This window comes from Pedobacter sp. GW460-11-11-14-TSB4 (genome assembly GCF_059423705.1).
In genome coordinates, this window is sequence record NZ_JBWKYI010000034.1 from 1 (window position 1) to 20,220 (window position 20,220).

Sequence of the window (20,220 nt, forward strand, 5' to 3'; positions counted from 1 at the left end):
CCATATAATACCATTTTTTTCTACCTGATTTCAGGTATATTCTGTGTTTAATTTCTGGTTGAGAAATAAAGCGTGCATTTTTAGTTTAATGAGAAATTATATCATCTTTCTGGCATTGCTGATTTTCTATTCACTGAATAGCCGGGCCCAGCTGCAACCAGCCGACAAACAATATAGCGATAGTCTGAGTCGCATTTTAAATGGAAGCTTCCGCGACAGCCTTAAAGCCGAAGCTGGTTTTAAATTAACCGATTTCTGGGTAGATCATGATAGTACCAAAGCAGTATTATATTTGAACAAGGCAAGAACCTGGAGTAAAAAGTATCCATTACTCTTTGCCAGATCTTATTGGTACGAATCTTTAATTTACCAGGACCGGAATTACGCAAAAGCAGAAAAGTTACTCTCCCATGCAGATTCGTTATTAAGCAAGTTTAATACAAAAGGTATTTATCGGTTGCGATCGATGATTTGGCACAACTATGGTTTGATACAACAGCACAAAGACGACCTTAAAACAACACTCGATATCCTGATTAACCGCGTTTTACCACTTTCTAAAAAGGCTGGCGACAAAGACTTTTTAGGCACAGAATACGTCTCTATCGGAACGATATTTACAAACCTTGGCCAATACGAAAAAGCAACACCTTACCTGCAAGCGGGTTTAAATGCCTTAAAAGCGACTTCTCCGGATAAATATTACCTGCTGATTAATGCTTACCTAACCACTGCCGGAAACTATTATCACCTCAAAAACTATAATCTCACCAAAAAATACCTCGATCTGGCTAAAACCATACTGGATAAATCAAACCATGTGGCTACAGGCTACCCGATGGCAATATTCTGGCTCGACTACTACAAAAGCACCACTCGTTATTTAATTAATACCAAACAATACAGCCTTGCTTTATCAGATGCAGATAAAGCCATTAAACTGGCCGAAAAGCTAAGCGACAATTATTCTTTACAGGAAGTGATATTTGAGAAATACAGGATCCTTTTTAAGCAGAAAAACTTTGTGCTGGCAAAAAAAACCTTGCTGCAAATTGTCGATCAGCCTGAAATAAATACACTTTCGTCGAATAAACTCAAATTAGCAGAAGCGCTTGCGGAAGTAAACTATGCGAATGGTGATATTAAAGAGGCTTATAACTGGATAAAAAAGAGTAAAGTATTAAACGACAGCCTGAATGATAGTAAACTTAAAGCGGATATTAATGCATTAGAAATTAAATATAAAAATGCAGAGAACCAGAAAAAAATAGCGAGTTTAAATGCAGAAAAGAAACAAAATGCATTAATTATTAAGAACAATAAAATAACAACATTCCTGTTAATCGCAGCATCATTCTTTCTGCTGATCATCGCTATCCTTTTGTACTTTTACTTTAGGGGCTATAAAAAACTTGCAGCGCAAAGAGCCATAAATTATAAACAGAGAGTGGCCGAATTACAACAAAAACAACAATTAGAAATTAGCAAGGCCATGCTCAATGCCGAAGAAAAAGAAAGAAACCGGGTAGCACAGGATTTACATGACGGACTAGGCGGAATGTTATCGGGTTTAAAAATTAACTTATCCAATTGGGCAAAACACAGGGAAATGCAACTGCATGATGTAGAGTTACAAAGAATTGTTAATCAGCTGGATAGTTCTGTTACCGAATTAAGGCACATTGCCCGGAATATGATGCCCCAAACCTTACTAAAATTCGGATTAGAAACGGCCTTAAAAGACCTGGCAGAATCGGCGATGAGCAACCATATGCACATCGATTTTCAAGCACTCAATATCTCTAAACAGATTGCACTGGAAGAACAGATCATCATTTACAGGATTGTACAGGAAATGCTCACCAACACCCTAAAACATGCGCAGGCATCAGAAGTAGTTTTACAGGTCAGCGAAAATAAAAACCGCTTTTATATCACGCTGGAAGATAATGGAATTGGCTTTGATACCTCAACCCATAAAAAGGGATTAGGAATAGAAAACATTAAAAACAGGATCGCCTATCTTAAGGGTACTTTCGAAATCGATTCGCATCCTGGCAATGGCACAACCATAAATATCGAAATCCCCATCAGTTATGAGTAGTATAATTAAACTGGCTGTTGTTGACGACCATCCGATTGTTATACAAGGAATCGTTTCTTTGATCAACAACCTCGAAAACATGCATGTAGCAGGCAGTTTTCAGTCGGGCAGCGCATTAATTTCCTTTTTGAATAACCACGAAGCAGATATTGTATTACTCGATATTATGTTGCCCGATGTTAATGGTATTGAACTGTGTGCGCAGGTTAAAAAGTTGTCGCCGAAAACAGTGGTTATTGCCATTAGCAACCATACCGAAAGAAGCATCATCATGCAGATGCTGCAAAACGGTGCAAGTGGGTATATTTTAAAAAATGCTTCGGTAGAAGAGCTAAAAAATGGCATTGAAACTGCACTTAGCGGAGAACTGGCCTTTAGCAAAGAAGTTATAGAAATTATTGCCAAACCTTCAATAAATGACTTAAAAGGACGACCAAAATTCACCAAGCGCGAAAAACAGATCCTTCAGTTAATTGCACAGGGAAAAACAACCGCCAGCATAGCAGAAGAGCTTTTTCTAAGTCCACTCACCGTCGAAACCCACCGACGTAATATGATGCAGAAATTAGCTGTTAAAAATTCTATCGAATTGATCAATATCGCTATCGAACAGTTGCTAATTTAGTTTGGAGCCAGGGGTTTGGCGTAGCTACTCTATTAAACGATCAGCTATTGACCAATGAACACCTCTTAAATCTCTTGCCCAAAAGTGAGTAAATTACTGTCCGGATCGAGCATTGAAAATTCTTTTTGCCCCCATGGCTTTGTCTGCAAACTTCCATTCGGATGAATGCTTTGTTTACTTTCAAGCATCGATTTGTACAGCCCATCAATATCGTTGGTACGGATATACACCTGCCCGTAGTTTTCTTTCGGATCAAGCGTTTCGAATAAAAAAAAGTGAATCTCAACATGGTCTTTTTGTACCATCAGATATTCCTTAAAGTCGGCGCTCCCCAGATCTTTAAAGCCTAATTTATTGACATAAAAATCTCTCGTGATTTTTTTATCACGCATGGGCAATTTGGGGTTAATGGCTGTTAGCATATTTTTTTATTTCAAAAATCGGTTTTTTTATTGAACAATGGTTCTTCGGTTTATAATATAAGCAACAATCAGATTCGGAATCCAGCATAACCAGGCCACAAGTAGGTAAGCCTTTACAAAATCGCTATAAATCATGGTCAATAGCGGAAGCCATAACCGCAAAGTAACCGCAGCAAAACAAGCGGCATAACTATAAACCATCATTTTTTGATGTGGTTCAATTTCACCGTTTTTAATGTATAAATAAGCTTTTAAGGTAGTGTAAAACCAAATTATCCCTAAACATATAAACCCTGCTGAAGAAATTAACCCACCTGTTGCAAAAAAGCCTATGTAAATACCTGCTAATGCGCTAAGCAGAACAGCAATCACGTAAACTTTACCTAGCTGTCGGTGTAATTTGATGCTCCATTTTCTCATTTTGGGACTAAATTGTGTCCAGCCAATAAATAAAGCGACTCCTCCAAGGATGATATGGGTATAAAAACCAATGTTCCAAAAAGTATCTGTTAACAACTCAACTGATTTTGAATTTAGCAATCCAATTTTCTATCGAACAAAAAGTAAATTACCGGATACAGTCCAATCAGCATTGCTAAGGTGGCCAATAAAATCCATAATCCTTTTTTTACCATAACAGATTCGATTGCTTTCCACTAATTTAGTTAATTTTCAAGAAGTATTTGGCTAAAAAAATGGCTGGTATTGCTACCAGCCACCATATTAACTCAACTAACAAACTCAATTTCTAATTCCAGCTTTATTCTGCTGCCCCTAGCTTTAAAATTTAAAAGCGATTCCAATGTTTAAAAGCGAAAGGCTTTGGTAACCCAATTCGGCATATATAGCTGTACTTGGTTTTAGGTAATACTTACTACCTGCATAAAGGCCAAACCCAAGCCCGCTCGCAGCACCTTCGAAAGATCCCTGGTTATCACTGATACTCACCGTAACATAACCTAAACTTGCTCCACCGTAAAGGTCAAATTTAGGATTCAGGTCAAGTAACTGATTAAAATGATATGAGCCCCTTGCACTAACATAAATGGCACTTTCCTTAAAGCTATAAGTATTATTAAAACCTTCGTATTTTGAACTCGCATACGATAGCTGGCCACCTACACTAATTGCATCTGTTACCCCCCTTTCATAACTGATTGATGGATTAACAGGTAGCGATGAGGTATAACCCGAACCAAAAAACGGACTACCGATGCCCACTCCAATGTTAAAAAGGTTATCGCCTTTATTAAACGAGCCAGATTTAGATTGGGCTATTCCGGTTAGCGCTATAAGAATAAATAATGCGGTAAGGTGTAAGTGTTTTTTCATTTTTTTTTAATTGTTATATATAGATTGATGATAAAAATTAGCAAATAGCCCTCCCTTGACGGCAAAAAATGCACATCTTAAATAATTTACACGCAAAGCGACTATGGTTTTGGCTTGCCAGGAGCGTAAATAAATTTAAAATCTAATTTACAGTCAATAAAAATGTTAGTATATAGCTGGAAATAGCCTTTTTGCACATAGCTGGAAACAGCTATATCATAATAATTAACCTTTACCAGATGACATATTTATGAGGTTTATCTTATGCACAAACCGATAACGCTTTGGGTAGCGTTTATTAGAAAGAGGTTTAACCAGGTTTATTTTAAGATAAGAAGCGACTAAATTAATCCTTTTTGGATCATAAATTCTTTGGCATTCGCAAAGCTGAGGAATATTTCATCGGCTATTTTAAGTTTTTGATGCGCCCGTACATTGCTTTGAATGGCATAACAGGCAATACCCGCAGCCAGAGCAGATTTAACACCATTTATTGTATCTTCAAAAACAAGGCATTCCTCTTTTTCAAGACCTAACCGCGCGACACAAAGATTGTAACTTTCGGGGTCGGGTTTAGATTTACTTACATCTGTTCTGGTAATAAATAAACTGAAATACTTTGCCAATCCGTTGCGCTCAAAAACGGCTTCAACATCCATTTTAGGACTAGCCGTAACCACGGCAAGTGTGAGCCCTTTTTCAAAAGCAAACTGGATAAATTCTAACGCGAAAGGCATTAACTGTATATCCGTTGTTCTAAAACCATCAAAAGTTATCTTTTCTCTTCTATCGATAAAACCTTCCAGCTCTTCTTCTATTTTATATCGGTCTACGATAGTCTTCGCATTCTTAGGCAGGGGGATTCCGGCATAATTGCTTAACCAATCCTTAAAATCCAGCGTCACCCCGTAAGGGCATAAAAACTTATTCCAGCAATCGAAATGAAACTTTTCAGAATCAATTAATGTACCATCTAAATCAAACAGTATTGCTTTTATTTTATTCATTATAAATTTTTAACAGGAATCATCCTTATGGAAGGATCTCAAATAAGAAAAATTGTTGCACCTGAGCTTTCCCGAAATTGTTATCTACACAAAAAATTAATGAAAGGTGCCCGTTCGGCAACTGTGGCCCAAAGGTTACGCCTTCAAAATTATCGATATGCCGGTTTAAGGAATCAAAGTCGAAAAGCAATTTTTTGGTTAATGGCTTCGGCGGATGCTGCACAAAAGAACTGTTATCGATTTCATTTTCGGCCCCACGCAAATCAACCAGGTAAAGTTTTATAAAAGTATGATCATCATGTCCTTTTGCCCAGGCCCTTTCCATTACCAAAAGGCTATGATTATTAATGGCTAATATTTCAGAAATTCCATTTACATTCCAATCATTTTCAACCGTAGGTTTAACAGGCATTGCGTCAAGCTGATAAGCATATTGGGCAGTATTCTTTTTAGTCGTTACATCGAATTTTAAAATCCGCGTTAAGGCTTTATCATATTCAAAAGCAGCCTGAGGGCCATCCTGGTAAAGTGGCTCTTCTAAACTGGCATATAACGTTTTGTACTGATCGGCATAAGTTAAACCTTCAAATAAAGCATTTTTACGTGGACCACTTTCCGTTTTAGTAAAATGAAAACCTTTAGGCATTGGGATGGTATCCAGAAACTTTCCTGCTGTAGAAATAAAGGTTAAACCAGGCTGAACTATCGTAGTATCGCCATTCTTAAATAACCTTTCTCCCTCACTACTCCAAAGTAATTGCTGGGTTAAGGGATTAAAACGAACCGATTCTCCATCAGGTTTTACACTTTTATCAGTACCGTATTGAGGATATGGTTTCCCGTTTTCTTGCAGCATATAAGTCACACCAGTTATCCGGACAGTATCGATCTTATTTTCTTTAAGATCAATCTGTGCAGTATAAATTCTTGCGGGACCCCGCTGCGATGGATCATCACTGATCATGTAATATTGGTTCTGCTTTACATCGTAATCAATCCCAGATAAACCACCAACAACCGTATTCTGAAAAATTGGATTTAAGGGCATAACATATTCATCCAGAAACTTTACAGCGGAAATACTAGCCTCATTTTGTTTAACTGCTGCATACTTTGTTGCTGCACAGGAGGAGAGGACAATAGCAAGAACCGAATAAACAAGGAAGAGCTGCGATACAGGTTTCAAATCGAAATGTTTAGGCCGTAAAAATATGGAATTTTTGCTGCAAAAAGTCTATCATCAAGAGATGGAGAACATTAATAAAGCTACTTTTTCCAGTGGTGTCGGATAGTAAAATCCAACTGCATAGCTAATACTTAATGATCTTAACTCCTTAATGATAAAAAAAACAGTAGTCATACCATTAAGAAATTGAGCACATTAAGAAGATAGCCTCTTTCTTATAGATATTAAAAAAAAAACGGTCGGATGGTAACATCCAACTGCACAGCTAAACTTGATGATCTTAACTCCTTAATGATAAAAAAACCAGTAGTCCTACCATTAAGAAATTAAGAAGATCTAGGCTTTTCTGTATTATCAGATAAATAACAACCAGATGCTAATGTCCGACTCTACATTATAGGAAAATAGATCCTGAAACAATTTAAGGATAACGAATCTATTAAAATGATAAGTGGGGTATCATAAATATTGAATTGTCACCCTAATCCTCCCGATAAATCGGGACAGGTAGACGAAGGACCTGTTTAAATACCCACAACGCGTTTCGACAAGCTCAATGTTACAATTCAAATGGAATCAAAAATATATAAGTGGTGTCAGATGTTACCATCTGACACTGATAAAATTAAGATTAAAACAACTTACCAATTACGCGATAAGTGATATTGGTTCCATCTACTATTTCCTCATAATAAACATCATCAGGCGAAACAAAATATTTTTCGTTTTTAATGGTTACTTCCCTGCATCCTTCTGGCAGCTGATTAATAATATCACCTATATTATGCGTATCAACCGGTCCATCCGTTGTATTTAAAATACCATCTTTTCCGGCAACCACATATACGGTTTTACCATCAGCATTTTCTTTTTGGATATAATAAACGCCTTTGTATTCGTAATAATCAACTCCGTTAATGGTAACCAGATTAGCATCTGATGGTAAATTCGGAACCTCAGCACCAACTGGCGGTGTGACCACTTCGTATTGACTGTTGTTTTGCTGATAGAACAATCCGCCAGAATAGTAAAACTGGTTAGCACCATAATAAAACGGATAATATCCATAAGGCAACACACCAATCCTGAAGCCTAAAAACGGTCTGTAAAAATTATAATAGCTATAATATGGCCTGTAATAAGGTCTACCGTATCCGGGGCGATAACCATAACCCGGCCTCACATAACCAGGGCGATAACCTGGTCTGTTATAGCTGTAATTCGGTCTGGGCGGACGGCCGCCATTGCCTGGCGAATAACTACCTCTGCTTGGTGCGTGCATAGATGGTTGTCTGGAAATACCACCACCACCTCTGGATGGGCTGCCTATCGAACCAGATCTGCCACCGCTCGAAGAACCTCCACTCCTACTTGGCCGCTGTGCCGAAACAGTCTCCATACTCAAAGTTGCTATCATCGCTGCTGCAGCGAAAACAACCAATCCTTTATTTAATAACCTATTCATTATTTTGTGTTTATTTCGATTATCTATATGACGATGAAAATTCCTAAAAGATTATGCCTTAACATTATTTAACTAAATTTTGATAAAGTAATGACGAACGAAAGGTTATAGTGGCATAGTACATCACACCTCGTCCATTTTACATCATTACGGCTTAAACTAACAAACCTTTTACGGGCTATTTTTTCTAATGAATCCTTAATCACCTATATTTAAATTTTATTCCTAAAAACTAGCTTAAATGAACCTTACAAGAATTTTCAGTCTGTTATTATGTCTGTTTATTTCTAATGAATTAATGGCCCGGCAAACCGATTCGGCATATGTTAGAGAAAACTACACCAAAATAGAACGCCAGATTCCCATGCGCGATGGGGTTAAACTCTTCACATCCATTTATATACCCAAAAATCAAACCAAAAAATATCCTTTTTTAATTAACCGCACCCCCTATACCGTTGCACCATATGGTGAAGATAAATATAAGCTGAGCCTGGGTAATTTTCCGGCGATGATGCGTGAGGGATTTATTTTTGTATATCAGGATGTTAGGGGCCGTTGGATGAGTGAGGGCACTTTTGCCGATATCCGTCCGCAGGTTGTTGGCAAAAAAAGTAAAACCGCTATCGATGAAAGCACCGATACTTACGATACCATCGATTGGCTGCTTAAAAACGTAAAAGGTAACAATGGCAATGCCGGTATTTATGGCATTTCGTACCCTGGTTTTTATTCTACCACTTCATTACCAAATGCACATCCCGCTTTAAAAGCCGTTTCGCCTCAGGCGCCAGTTACCGATTGGTTTATGGGTGATGATTTTCACCACCGTGGTACCTTGTTCCTCATGGATGCTTTTAGTTTTATGGGCAGCTTTGGTGTGCCGAGGCCTAAACCGATTACCCCAGATAAAGGGCCTAAAGGTTTTCAGTTCCCCATTCAGGACAATTATCGTTTTTATCTAGAAGCCGGATCGGTTAAGAACTTAAAAGACCGGTATTTTGCCGACAGTATTAAATTCTGGAATGATTTATTTAAACATCCAAATTTAGATACCTTCTGGAAAGCACGTTTAATTACGCCACATTTAACCAATGTAAAACCTGCTGTGATGGTGGTGGGGGGATTTTTCGATGCGGAAGATGCCTATGGAACTTTTGACACCTACAAAGCGATTGAGAAACAGAATCCTGGTGCCAACAATATCCTGGTTGCAGGTCCCTGGTTCCATGGCGGCTGGGTACGTAGTGATGGTTCTTATTTCGGCGACATCCCTTTCGGCAAAACCACCAGTATCGATTACCAGCAACAATACGAACTGCCTTTCTTTAAACATTATTTAAAAGGCGAGGGAGATTTTAATGCTGCAGAAGCCAATATTTTTGTAACGGGAAGCAACGAATGGAAAAAATTTAATACCTGGCCACCAAAAGATACCGAAACCAGAAACCTTTACTTACAACCCAATGGAAAACTCAGTTTCGAAAAAGTGGGCAGAACCGATAGCTGGGATGAATATGTAAGCGATCCGAATAATCCGGTACCTTACCAGGATGGTATCCAGGCCAAACGTACCCGCGAGTACATGATCGACGATCAGCGTTTTGCGGCCCGCCGTCCGGATGTAAAAACTTACCAAACAGATGCTTTAACTGAAGATATTACTTTAACCGGCCCTGTTCTGGCCAACTTAGTGGTTTCGACTACCGGAACAGATGCCGATTATGTAGTTAAATTGATTGATGTTTATCCTGAAGATGCACCAAATCCAGAACCTAATCCTAAAAACCTGATTATGGGTGGTTACGAAATGCTGGTACGTGGAGAAATTATGCGTGGAAAATACCGCAACAGTTTTGAAAAACCAGAGCCTTTTGTTCCTGGCGCCATTACCAAAGTCAATTATCCGCTGCCAGATGTAGCACATACCTTCAAAAAAGGGCATAAAATTATGATTCAGATTCAAAACTCGTGGTTCCCCTTAGCCGATCGTAATCCGCAGAAATTTATGGACATCTATCAGGCAGAAGCGCAGGATTTCCAGAAAGCTACACACAAAATTTATCATGATGTACACAACAGCTCATTTATTACGGTTTCAGTATTGAAGTAAATGCAAAATCCCTCATGTTGAGCGACGGAGCATTCTTGTAACTTTAGGTGTATAGCCATTGCATTAGGATTGCCTGCCTGCAACAGGGAGGCTTTGTGCGCCGCAAAGACAAAAAAGTTACGCTCGTTTCTAAGCGCATATTAATAAGCAATCGTTTTTAACGATTAACAAAAATATAATAAATGAAAAAGTTACTATTCATCCTTGCCATCATCTTCAGTATTTCAGCGGTACAGGCACAGATGCTCGGGAAAAACCAGGTAAACTCAAGGGCCGACAGCCTCCGTGGCACACTGACTCCTTTGCGCACCTGTTACGATATTAATTATTACCACCTGGATGTTAAAATAGATATCGACCAAAAATCTGTTAGCGGCAGCAATGAATTTGCTTTTACCGCTACGCAGGATTTTACCAAACTCCAGTTCGATCTTTTTGATAACTTAAAAGTAGACAAGGTGGTTTACAAAGGTGCCGATTTACCTTTTACCCGGGAATATAACGCGGTATTTGTAACCTTCCCTAAAGCGGTTAAAAAAGGCAGTCAAGATAAATTCACCGTTTTCTATTCAGGCAATCCTACGGTAGCAAAAACACCACCCTGGGACGGTGGTTTTATCTTCAAAAAAGATGAAGCAGGCAATCCATTTGTTTCGGTGGCTTGCCAGGGTTTAGGTGCAAGTGTGTGGTGGCCAAATAAAGATCACCAAAGCGATGAAGTAGACAGTATGTTAATCAGCATTACTGTTCCTAAAACTTTGCAGGAAATATCTAACGGAAGACTGAGAAATACCGTTGACAAACCTGATGGCAATAAACAATACAATTGGTTTGTAGGTAATCCCATTAACAATTACGACGTAACCTTTTACATTGGGAAATATGCGCACTGGCAAGACAGTTATGATGGTGAAAACGGAAAGCTCAGTATCGACTACTGGGCGCTACAAACCGATAGCGCCAAAGCCCGCCCACATTGGGATGCAGATGTTAAACCCATGCTAAAATGTTTCGAATATTGGTTTGGCCCTTACCCCTGGTACAAAGACGGCTACAAACTGGTTCAGGCGCCACATTTAGGTATGGAACACCAGAGTGCAGTAGCTTATGGCAATCAGTTTAAACCAGGTTATTTAGGTAAAGATTTAAGTGGTACCGATCATGGCTTAAAATGGGATTTTATTACCATCCATGAAAGCGGCCACGAATGGTTCGGGAATAACATCACCTCAAAAGATATCGCCGATATGTGGGTTCATGAAGGTTTCACCAATTATTCAGAGGTATTGTTTACCGAATGTACTGAGAGCAAAGCAGCTGCCGAAGAATATGTGATCGGATTACAGAAAATCATCCGTAATGATGTGCCGGTAATTGGCCCTTATGGCGTAAACAAGGAAGGCTCGGGCGATATGTATCCCAAAGGTGCAAATTTGGTGAGTATCATTCGCCAATTGATCAATAACGATGAAAAATTCAGACAGGTTTTGCGCGGATTGGGTAAAACATTCTACCACAAAACCGTAACCACTGCAGAGATTGAAAATTACATAGCCAAACAAAGCGGACTTAAATTAGATAAAGTTTTCGATCAGTACCTGCGTTATACGAAGATTCCTGTTTTAAGCTATAAAATCAATAAAGGCATACTTTCTTACCGATGGGTAACAGATGTAAAAGGTTTTGATATGCCTGTGCGCGTAACACTAAAAGCAGGTGTTTATACTTTGATCAAACCTACAAACGATTGGAAAACCATTAAAATTGATGGCAGTATTAATGCCGATAACTTTAAACACGATCCGTTGTTTTACATCAACATCAAAAAAGGATAATTAAATCTCATTGGCTGTATCATAAATATATAATTTGTCATCCTGAGCTTGTCGAAGGACTTACTTAAATATGCTTTTAGGTGTTTCGACAGGCTCAACATGACAAATTTGGAAGAGAAATTACCTTAATGATACGGCTTCTCTTTTGAGCATAGCCAAGACCATTAATAAAAAAGAATTAAATTCTGTCTTGTGCAACTTTTCGGCAAAAGCATCGTCTTATAAGAAAAGCTCATTATTCATCTAAAAAAATAAAATCTATCATCATGAAAAAAGTATTTGCAATATTATTGGCAACACTAACATTAACCTCGGGTATTAATGTAATTGCAAAAGACCAAACCCACATTAAATCATCAAAATACAATAGCGATGAAAGAGATGTGGCTAACTTTACTTCAGTTGCGGGTGCAGGCCCAATCAATATCGTAATTACGATAGGTTCAAAAGCAAGCTGCCGTTTAGAAGGCGATGCCGATGCCATTGCGACCATTGTAACAGAAGTAAAAGGAAATGCACTCATTATCCGTCCGGAAACCAGCATTACTAGCTGGTCTAGAAAATACGAAAACAAAAAAATAACTGCTTACGTTACTGCACCTTCGCTAAAAAGTTTAACCATGAACGGATCTGGAGCAATGACAGTGAACGGCAAAGTTAGTGCTGGAGATTTTGCAACTGTTTTAAGCGGATCAGGCAGTATAAAAGTAAATGCCGATGTTGACAATTTTAGCGGCGTAATTAGCGGTTCAGGATCAATCAACATTAATGGCAATGCCGATCATGCTAAAGTAGTTATCAGCAGCTCGGGTACCTTTGGTGGCAAATCTTTTGCAGTAAAAACATTATCAACAACGATCAGCGGCTCTGGAACAGTTAATATCGCTGCAGAGAAAAGCATTAAAGCGGTAATCAGCGGTTCAGGAAGTGTAAATTACTCAGGCGATCCATCAGTTGATAAAACAGTTATAGGCTCAGGAAGAGTTAGAAAAGTATAAATTAAAGCCTTTTGATAGCGAAACACCTGCAATTTCTTGCAGGTGTTTTTTTATGGGCAAAGGATCAATGATTAGCGCTGTTTTCCAATGCGATCGTCAAGAGGTTGTATCATAAATATAGATTGTCATCCTGAGCTTGTCGAAGGACCTGTTTAAATGCTGCTCAAAGCGTTTCGACTACTTGTCCCGATTCTTCGGGAAGCTTAACGTGACAAGTTCGAATAGAATCACAACTTATGATACAGCCTCATCTTTTCTGCAAAAGATCCTCGGTCGGACAATGTGCCTTAACATCCTTTTATTTTTATTTGAAAAGCAGATCATTGCTACTATTAAGTGTTAGTCCCGCTATCATTTCAAGTCCTCATCCCGATAAAGGATCGGGCTTCCGGGCTTTCCATTTTATCGGGTTTAGATACATAGGTCGGTAGAGTAATAGGGCAGAAAGACACCTTTTCGGCTTTAAACTATTATATTCGCTTAAAAACCTCTCTTCAATGAAAATACTATTATTAGCAGTCCTTTTTATAGTGAACATCGGCTCAATTCAAAGCCAAACACTAGATAAAAAATATCTCCCTATTGTTACCGATTTTATCACCTCTATTAAAAATGGTAAAATAGAAAAATTAAGCAATAAAATTAGATATCCTTTAAACAGGGCATACCCGATCCCGCCTATTAAAAACAAGCAGGAATTTATAAAAAGATATAAAGAGGTTTTTGACGATGAACTAACCAAAAAGATCATCAACTCAAATCCATTAACAGACTGGGATTTTATGGGCTGGAGAGGAATAATGCTGTTAAATGGCGAATTATGGCTGAACGATTCGGATGGCAAATTGTTGAGCGTAAATCATCGATCAAAATTTGAGACATTAGAAAAGTCCCGATTAATTGCCCTAGAAAAAACAGGATTACATCCTTCAATTAAAAAATTCTACAAACCCATATTAATCTTCGAGACAGCACAATACAGAGTACGGATTGACGACTTGGGTAATAGAAATTACCGTTTTGCATCATGGCCCTTAAAAAATAAAATGGGCAATAAACCTTCAATTGTTTTATCCAATGGACGATATGATCCTGATGGAAGCGGTGGAAGTGGCAATTTTAACTTTGAAAGTGGTATTTACCTCTATACTTGTTTTATCAGTGCAATTGGAGAAAATAATGCACTAGGGCATTTAATCATTAAAAAGAATGATAAAGAGATCCTATCACAGCAAGTAAAAAAATTAATCCCTTAAAATCTACATATGCTTACCGAAACCTTAAAATCACTTTTCACCCGGGATCTTAACAAATTAAAATCGGAAATTGAATTATATAAAAACGAAGCTACGCTTTGGGTTGTAGATAAAAGCATTGCAAATTCAGCCGGGAACCTCTGTCTGCATTTAATCGGAAACCTCAACACGTATATTGGTGCAACTTTGGGTGGCAGCCATTACATCCGCAACCGCGAACTGGAGTTTTCATTAAAAGATATCCCAAGGCTAGAATTGATTAAAATGATCGAAGCAACTTTAATTGTAGTTAGTGAAACGCTTGATAAAATAACCCCTGAACAAATCAATACTGAATACCCGATGCTGGTATTTCAGGAGAAAACATCAACCGAATTTTTCCTGGTTCACCTGTCCACACATTTATCTTACCATTTGGGGCAGATTAACTACCATAGAAGGTTGTTAGATTACGGACAGTAGCCGGGCGCTAGGCGCCAAGCGTAAAGCGATCTATACTAGATTGAAATTGCAAGGCTAGACAAACTGGAGAAAATATAATAGTCTTCTTTGCTTTCATGGCTATTTATAATCACCAAAAATAATCAGCGTTTATCTCTTTAATCAGCGGGCAAACTGTAGTGCACCGATTCCCACCACCTGCACCTAAAACAAAAAAGAGGCTTGAGCCTCCTTTTATATTTTTTAAAACTGAACCCCGATCAGCGATATATTTTCAATGTAGTTGATTTTCTGACTGGCTTTATCCAGCTCATCCCAACCGGTTGTATGCACATTGGTTAAATTGGTGGCGCCAAACTTAGTGGTATTCTGTAAATAAACGTTTTTCCAAACATAAAACTTAAGACCAATTTTCGCTGAAACACCATAACCCGAAATGCTGAAATGGTTATTCCTGCCCTGGCCAAAAAGACGTACATCAGAACGTGGCACCATTAAACCGCCACCCAAACCGGTTTCTAAAGTTAAAGAAGTATTGCCACCCGGCGCAACCCAGATATCATCATAACGCTCAATCTCGATATTGGCATAGTTAAATCCATCGGTATGCTCATAAGTAAGCATGCTTTCTTTCACGTTAATGCTTTGGCCATTATAATCGCCAGCTAAAGCGCCTGTAGGTGCATTATCATGCGAAATATTTGCACCGATATGTCCGTTGATTACAACAGTTTGCGGAATATCCATCACATATTTCATGTGGTCCCAGCCGATAGAAATACTGTAATTATCTTTGATAAAGTATCCCGCACGGATGTTATACTGTGGTACAGTGATTAAACCCGGATTTAAATAAGCCCAGCTTAATTTCGATTGTCTATCATGAGCCACCACATCCTTTAAAGTAAAATCGTAGTTCGGTCCCTGAAACCTGATATCGCTTTTACCATACCAGGAGCTATTATATCCCCAGTGAAAATAAAAATCACCTTTACGGGAAAATTTCCTTTTATGCTCAGGGTTAAATAAACTTTTTGAAGTTGGCGTATTACTGGTTGAAGAGGTTTTAATCTCTTGTGCCTGCATTCGCTTGCCAAACAAGAGTGCTAAAAATAGAATGGTAAATCTTTTCACGCGGCAAATTGAGCAAAAAGACCAATCAATTACAACAGCTTTAACATTTTGTAAGAGTTGTTGTACAAAAAATGACTTTAAAACATTAAAACCTCGTGTAAACAGCCAGCTGAATAATGTGATTAACCGTATTGTTCGAAACGCCATTTGTAATTTGGTTCATATACCCAGCTTCCAGATCAAATTGCTTCGAAAAACGATAACCCGCAGCAAGGTACAACCTGTTCTGATCGAAAACACTATTGTTAATTTTCTCCTTATTCTGCAAATTTAAAAACACCTCGTTCTGCATAGCTACAAATGGCCCTTTTGTAAATGTTGGCTGAGCTTTTTGCAATGGCTGAATGAGCCTGAAGAAATAACGGAAACGTTGTGAAAACACATCTTCGTCCGGGCGGCCGATAAAACGTTGTTCAAGCCTTAGCCTGTGGCTGGCAAAAACCGATTTTAGCCTGTGGCTGTAAATATATTGCTCAAAAATACGATGCTCGTGTGAAAATGAATTACCGGCTACTACCGATTGCGATTGTGTGGTTTGCCATAAATAGCCCAGGGCTACATTGTGTTTATTATTGATGAAATATTGTAAGGCTGGCCGCACTAAGGTATTTCTCAAATAACCCCAATCATCAGCTGAGCGCATTTGAACATCGAACTGTAGCCCCCATTTTTCATTAAACTTGGTGTTATTTAAAAACATAAACCAACCCGAATTTTGATGCTGGGTTTGTGCATAAAGCTTTCCAGAAACCATGATGAGCAACACCATAGCAGAGAATACTATTTTTTTCATAAGATGATAAACCGGTTTTATCTGTGTGCCGCTAAATTAATAGAAAATGAACAAAGCAAATCATTTAACTTTAAATTAATCCTTAAAAAAGAGCTTAGACGCTTATCTTTAGGATTTAATTCATTGAAAATCACATGCGTTTTCTTTTAGGAGTTTTGTTAATCATGATTTTAACCGGAGCAAAGGCTCAGGATTTTACGGGTACCTGGAATTTTAAGTATCGTCCTTATCCCACCGCTTTACCGATTAATGTGCAAATGAATATTGGCAAAGCGACTGAAAAGATGCTTTATCCTGCGAACTTAAAAATTACAAATGGCGATTTTATATTTAGTTATGAACTCTTGCTTGTTCAGAAAAACAGTACCCAACTGGGCATTGGTCGAAATAAATACCCGATAATAGAAACCCCTTTCAAAATTAAACAGTGGATGCCCTACCTAAATGGTGTACTTACACTAAGCAAATCCAAAACCGGACAAGCACAATTGAGTTTGCAACGGATGTGGATTGATAACTTTGGGCTTTTTATGCGCGGTTTAGATGAGGGCGATGAAATTTACGAAAGTTCAAAAGTAAATATGAGGGATCTGTTATACCGTGAAAAGATTACCTTAACCAAAGCAAATTCAACGCCCTGGACAGATCCTCATATTCCCAGGATAGTGGCCCCTACCGGGAAGGATAATATTTATTATGGCATTTACGATCCAATTACCACAAAAGATAGCGTTGTTACCCTGGCCATACAGGATGAAGAGCTGATCGATGCAGACACCATAACATTGATTCAAAATGGCAGGATGATTTTAAACAAACATGCCATTGATGAGAAAAAATTTAGCCATGCGCTACATTTAGATACAGGAATGAATACCATTGCACTTTTTGCAGACAATTATGGTCGCAAGCCGCCAAATACCGGGAATTTGATTGTTAAAACCAGCGAAAACATGTACAGTTTTGATTTTTCAAACCGCTCAAACGCTTTTGCAACTTTTCTGGTGGCTAAGTTTTATCGCGCATATTCAAAACCTAAGTTAGCGGATAACCAATCTATAAGCAATAAGCCTGTAGAGATATCAAAGCAAAAAAATACTCCAGAAAAACCCATAAACAGAAACTCCGATGTTATTGCAAACATGCAAGTTGAAAACAAGCAAATAGAACTTGAAATTTGGGACGGCCAGGTAGAGGATGGAGACAGTGTATCTTTAAAACTTAATGACGTATGGGTCCATCAAAAAATTGCAGTTAAAAAAATATCTAAGCGGTTTTACCTAACATTGCAACCGGGCAAAAACACTTTATTGTTTAGGGCAGATAATTTAGGAAGTACCCCACCAAATACAGCTGTGCTCTGCGTTTATTATGGCGATAAAACACGGATAGTTTATCTGGATACCGATATGAAAAGAGATAATATTATTAATATAGAATTTAGATCTAAAACGAATTAAACAAGTGTAAAAGCTTATTATTTAAAATTCATTTAACGTTAAACAATTAAAAATTTATCTTCGTTAAAGATTTGGGCATTATGGCATTTTCAATTTGCTTAAAACTGCACTTATTTTAACATTACAAAACGTAAAATAGAACAAAAATGATTATCGAACCTAGAATGAGGGGCTTTATCTGTTTAACTGCACACCCTGATGGTTGCGCGCAAAACGTAAAGAATCAAATTGAATATGTAAAATCTAAAGGAGCTATAGATGGTCCTAAAAAAGTATTGGTAATAGGCGCTTCAACCGGATTTGGTTTGGCTTCGCGTATTACTGCTGCTTATGGATCTGGCGCTTCTACAATTGGCGTATTTTTCGAAAAAGCACCTTCTGAAGGCAAAACTGCATCACCAGGCTGGTACAATACTGCAGCCTTCGAAAAAGAAGCCCATGCCGCTGGTTTATATGCGAAAAGTATTAACGGCGACGCATTCTCTAAAGAAATTAAAGAAAAAACAATTGAATTGATCAAAGCTGATTTGGGTCAGGTTGATTTAGTCATTTATAGCCTGGCATCTCCGGTTAGGAAACACCCTGATACCGAAGTGCTTCACCGCTCTACCTTAAAACCTATCGGTGGAACTTACACCAATAAAACAGTCGATTTCCACACCGGTAATGTAACCGAAATTTCTATCGAACCTGCTACCGAAGAGGATATTGCCAATACCGTTGCGGTAATGGGCGGCGAAGACTGGGCCATGTGGATTGATGCCTTAAAAGCAGAAAATCTGCTTGCCGAAGCTGCCACAACAGTAGCTTATTCGTACATCGGCCCTGCTTTAACCGAGCCGGTATACCGTAAAGGAACCATTGGAAGAGCTAAAGATGATTTGGAAGCAACTGCTTTTAAAATCAGCGATAAATTAAAAGATATTGATGGCAAAGCTTATGTATCAGTGAACAAAGCACTGGTAACACAGGCAAGTTCTGCTATTCCGGTAATTCCGTTATACATTTCATTGTTGTACAAGGTAATGAAAGCAGAAGGCATCCACGAAGGTACAATTGAGCAGATCCAGCGTTTATATGCTGATCGTTTATATACCGGCAGCCCTGTTCCTGTTGATGAAAAAGGAAGAATCAGAATCGACGATTGGGAAATGCGTGAAGATGTCCAGGCTAAAGTGGCCGAACTTTGGAAAGAAGCCACAACCGAAACTTTACCCGCAATAGGTGATTTACCAGGTTACAGATCTGATTTCTTAAGCTTATTTGGTTTCGAAATTGATCAAGTTGACTATCAGAAAGATGCCCAGGAAGTGGTAGAAATTGAAGGTTTGGTAGATTAATAAGCGCGTCATTTCGACTGGAGCAAAGCGGAATGGAGAAATCTAATAATTAATAACAAACGGCTGGCCGCAAAGCCGGCCGTTTTTATATTCAAGCCATATGAATTTCGATTTACAGCCTACATTGGCAAACGATTTAATTACGATAGCCCCTTTAAAGGAAGAAGATTTTGAAGCTCTTTTTGCCGTAGCTTCCGATCCGTTAATCTGGGAGCAGCATCCCAACAAAGACCGCTATAAAAGAGCGGTTTTCGAAAATTTCTTTAAAGGTGCAATAGAATCGAAGGGTGCTTTTATTGTTTATGAAAAAGAAACCAATAAAGTTGTGGGCAGCTCCAGATATTACGAATTAGATGAAACAGACTACTCTGTTGCCGTTGGTTATACTTTTATTGCCCGTGAGTTTTGGGGCAAGGGGCACAACAAGGCTTTAAAAGCTTTAATGCTCGATTATGCTTTTCAATTTGTGGATAAAGTAATCTTACATATTGGTGCGACTAATTTCCGTTCACAAAAAGCAACAGAAAAATTAGGAGCCGTTAAAATTGCTGAATTGGAAGTAGCCTATTACGGTGAGCCACTAAAATGGAATTTCGTTTATCAGATCGATAAAGATAAATGGGTAAATAAAGCCTCTTAAATTTTTAAGCACTCATTTTATAATGAAATTTGCCACGGAAACACTGAAATCACGGAAAAGGTATAAACC

At 38.3% G+C, this 20,220-nt stretch carries 18 protein-coding genes; 10 read left to right on the forward strand and 8 right to left on the reverse strand.

Features of this window, described 5'->3' with window-relative positions:
* The first annotated feature begins 88 nt into the window (after positions 1-88).
* Entirely contained in the window at positions 89-2,104 is a 2,016-nt protein-coding gene (locus AC07YT_RS22225; protein WP_086548978.1) for a sensor histidine kinase, read from the forward strand.
* The gene (locus AC07YT_RS22230; protein WP_086548977.1) at positions 2,097-2,729 is read left to right on the forward strand and encodes a response regulator; all 633 of its coding nucleotides are present in this window, start codon (positions 2,097-2,099) and stop codon (positions 2,727-2,729) included. Before AC07YT_RS22225 ends, AC07YT_RS22230 begins: the two co-directional genes overlap by 8 nt.
* 65 nt (positions 2,730-2,794) lie before the next feature.
* Here AC07YT_RS22230 and AC07YT_RS22235 read toward each other — a convergent pair whose 3' ends face one another.
* From AC07YT_RS22235 to AC07YT_RS22260, 6 genes are all read right to left on the reverse strand, one after another.
* Entirely contained in the window at positions 2,795-3,121 is a 327-nt protein-coding gene (locus tag AC07YT_RS22235) for a bleomycin resistance protein (RefSeq protein ID WP_494945534.1), read from the reverse strand.
* Positions 3,122-3,178: 57 nt separating this feature from the next.
* Entirely contained in the window at positions 3,179-3,691 is a 513-nt protein-coding gene (locus tag AC07YT_RS22240; protein ID WP_494945535.1) for a DUF2306 domain-containing protein, read from the reverse strand.
* A 240-nt stretch (positions 3,692-3,931) separates the two neighbouring features.
* Positions 3,932-4,483, reverse strand: a complete 552-nt coding sequence (locus AC07YT_RS22245) for an outer membrane beta-barrel protein (protein ID WP_086548975.1) — start codon at positions 4,481-4,483, stop codon at positions 3,932-3,934.
* Between the two features lie 341 nt (positions 4,484-4,824).
* The gene (locus AC07YT_RS22250; RefSeq protein WP_086548974.1) at positions 4,825-5,490 is read right to left on the reverse strand and encodes an HAD family hydrolase; all 666 of its coding nucleotides are present in this window, start codon (positions 5,488-5,490) and stop codon (positions 4,825-4,827) included.
* A gap of 25 nt (positions 5,491-5,515) precedes the next feature.
* Entirely contained in the window at positions 5,516-6,676 is a 1,161-nt protein-coding gene (locus tag AC07YT_RS22255; protein ID WP_086548973.1) for an esterase-like activity of phytase family protein, read from the reverse strand.
* Between the two features lie 631 nt (positions 6,677-7,307).
* The gene (locus AC07YT_RS22260; protein WP_086548972.1) at positions 7,308-8,141 is read right to left on the reverse strand and encodes a DUF6515 family protein; all 834 of its coding nucleotides are present in this window, start codon (positions 8,139-8,141) and stop codon (positions 7,308-7,310) included.
* A gap of 241 nt (positions 8,142-8,382) precedes the next feature.
* On the opposite strand from AC07YT_RS22260, the gene AC07YT_RS22265 reads away from it, so the two are divergent.
* From AC07YT_RS22265 to AC07YT_RS22285, 5 genes are all read left to right on the forward strand, one after another.
* Positions 8,383-10,254 carry a CocE/NonD family hydrolase gene (locus AC07YT_RS22265; protein ID WP_086548971.1) on the forward strand — a complete coding sequence of 624 codons (1,872 nt, stop codon included), beginning with the start codon at positions 8,383-8,385 and terminating at the stop codon, positions 10,252-10,254.
* Positions 10,255-10,436: 182 nt separating this feature from the next.
* On the forward strand, positions 10,437-12,089 hold the full coding sequence (locus AC07YT_RS22270; protein WP_086548970.1) for a M1 family metallopeptidase: 1,653 nt from the start codon (positions 10,437-10,439) through the stop codon (positions 12,087-12,089).
* A gap of 266 nt (positions 12,090-12,355) precedes the next feature.
* On the forward strand, positions 12,356-13,087 hold the full coding sequence (locus AC07YT_RS22275) for a head GIN domain-containing protein (protein WP_086548969.1): 732 nt from the start codon (positions 12,356-12,358) through the stop codon (positions 13,085-13,087).
* A 497-nt stretch (positions 13,088-13,584) separates the two neighbouring features.
* Positions 13,585-14,343 carry a hypothetical protein gene (locus tag AC07YT_RS22280; RefSeq protein WP_086548968.1) on the forward strand — a complete coding sequence of 253 codons (759 nt, stop codon included), beginning with the start codon at positions 13,585-13,587 and terminating at the stop codon, positions 14,341-14,343.
* Between the two features lie 9 nt (positions 14,344-14,352).
* On the forward strand, positions 14,353-14,805 hold the full coding sequence (locus AC07YT_RS22285; protein ID WP_086548967.1) for a DUF1572 family protein: 453 nt from the start codon (positions 14,353-14,355) through the stop codon (positions 14,803-14,805).
* 222 nt (positions 14,806-15,027) lie between these two features.
* On the opposite strand, the gene AC07YT_RS22290 is transcribed toward AC07YT_RS22285, so the two are convergent.
* Together AC07YT_RS22290 and AC07YT_RS22295 are read right to left on the reverse strand one after the other, a co-directional pair.
* A complete protein-coding gene (locus tag AC07YT_RS22290; RefSeq protein ID WP_494945536.1) occupies positions 15,028-15,918 on the reverse strand; it encodes a hypothetical protein in 891 nt (296 codons plus the stop codon).
* 85 nt (positions 15,919-16,003) lie between these two features.
* Positions 16,004-16,711, reverse strand: a complete 708-nt coding sequence (locus tag AC07YT_RS22295) for a DUF2490 domain-containing protein (protein WP_086548965.1) — start codon at positions 16,709-16,711, stop codon at positions 16,004-16,006.
* A 134-nt stretch (positions 16,712-16,845) separates the two neighbouring features.
* Between AC07YT_RS22295 and AC07YT_RS22300 the strand changes: the two genes are divergently transcribed.
* The 3 genes from AC07YT_RS22300 (at position 16,846) to AC07YT_RS22310 (ending at position 20,151) form a co-directional block, all read left to right on the forward strand.
* A complete protein-coding gene (locus AC07YT_RS22300) occupies positions 16,846-18,171 on the forward strand; it encodes a hypothetical protein (RefSeq protein ID WP_086548964.1) in 1,326 nt (441 codons plus the stop codon).
* A 146-nt stretch (positions 18,172-18,317) separates the two neighbouring features.
* On the forward strand, positions 18,318-19,511 hold the full coding sequence (fabV, locus tag AC07YT_RS22305; protein WP_086548963.1) for an enoyl-ACP reductase FabV: 1,194 nt from the start codon (positions 18,318-18,320) through the stop codon (positions 19,509-19,511).
* 100 nt (positions 19,512-19,611) lie between these two features.
* Entirely contained in the window at positions 19,612-20,151 is a 540-nt protein-coding gene (locus tag AC07YT_RS22310) for a GNAT family N-acetyltransferase (RefSeq protein ID WP_086548962.1), read from the forward strand.
* Positions 20,152-20,220: the final 69 nt, after the last annotated feature.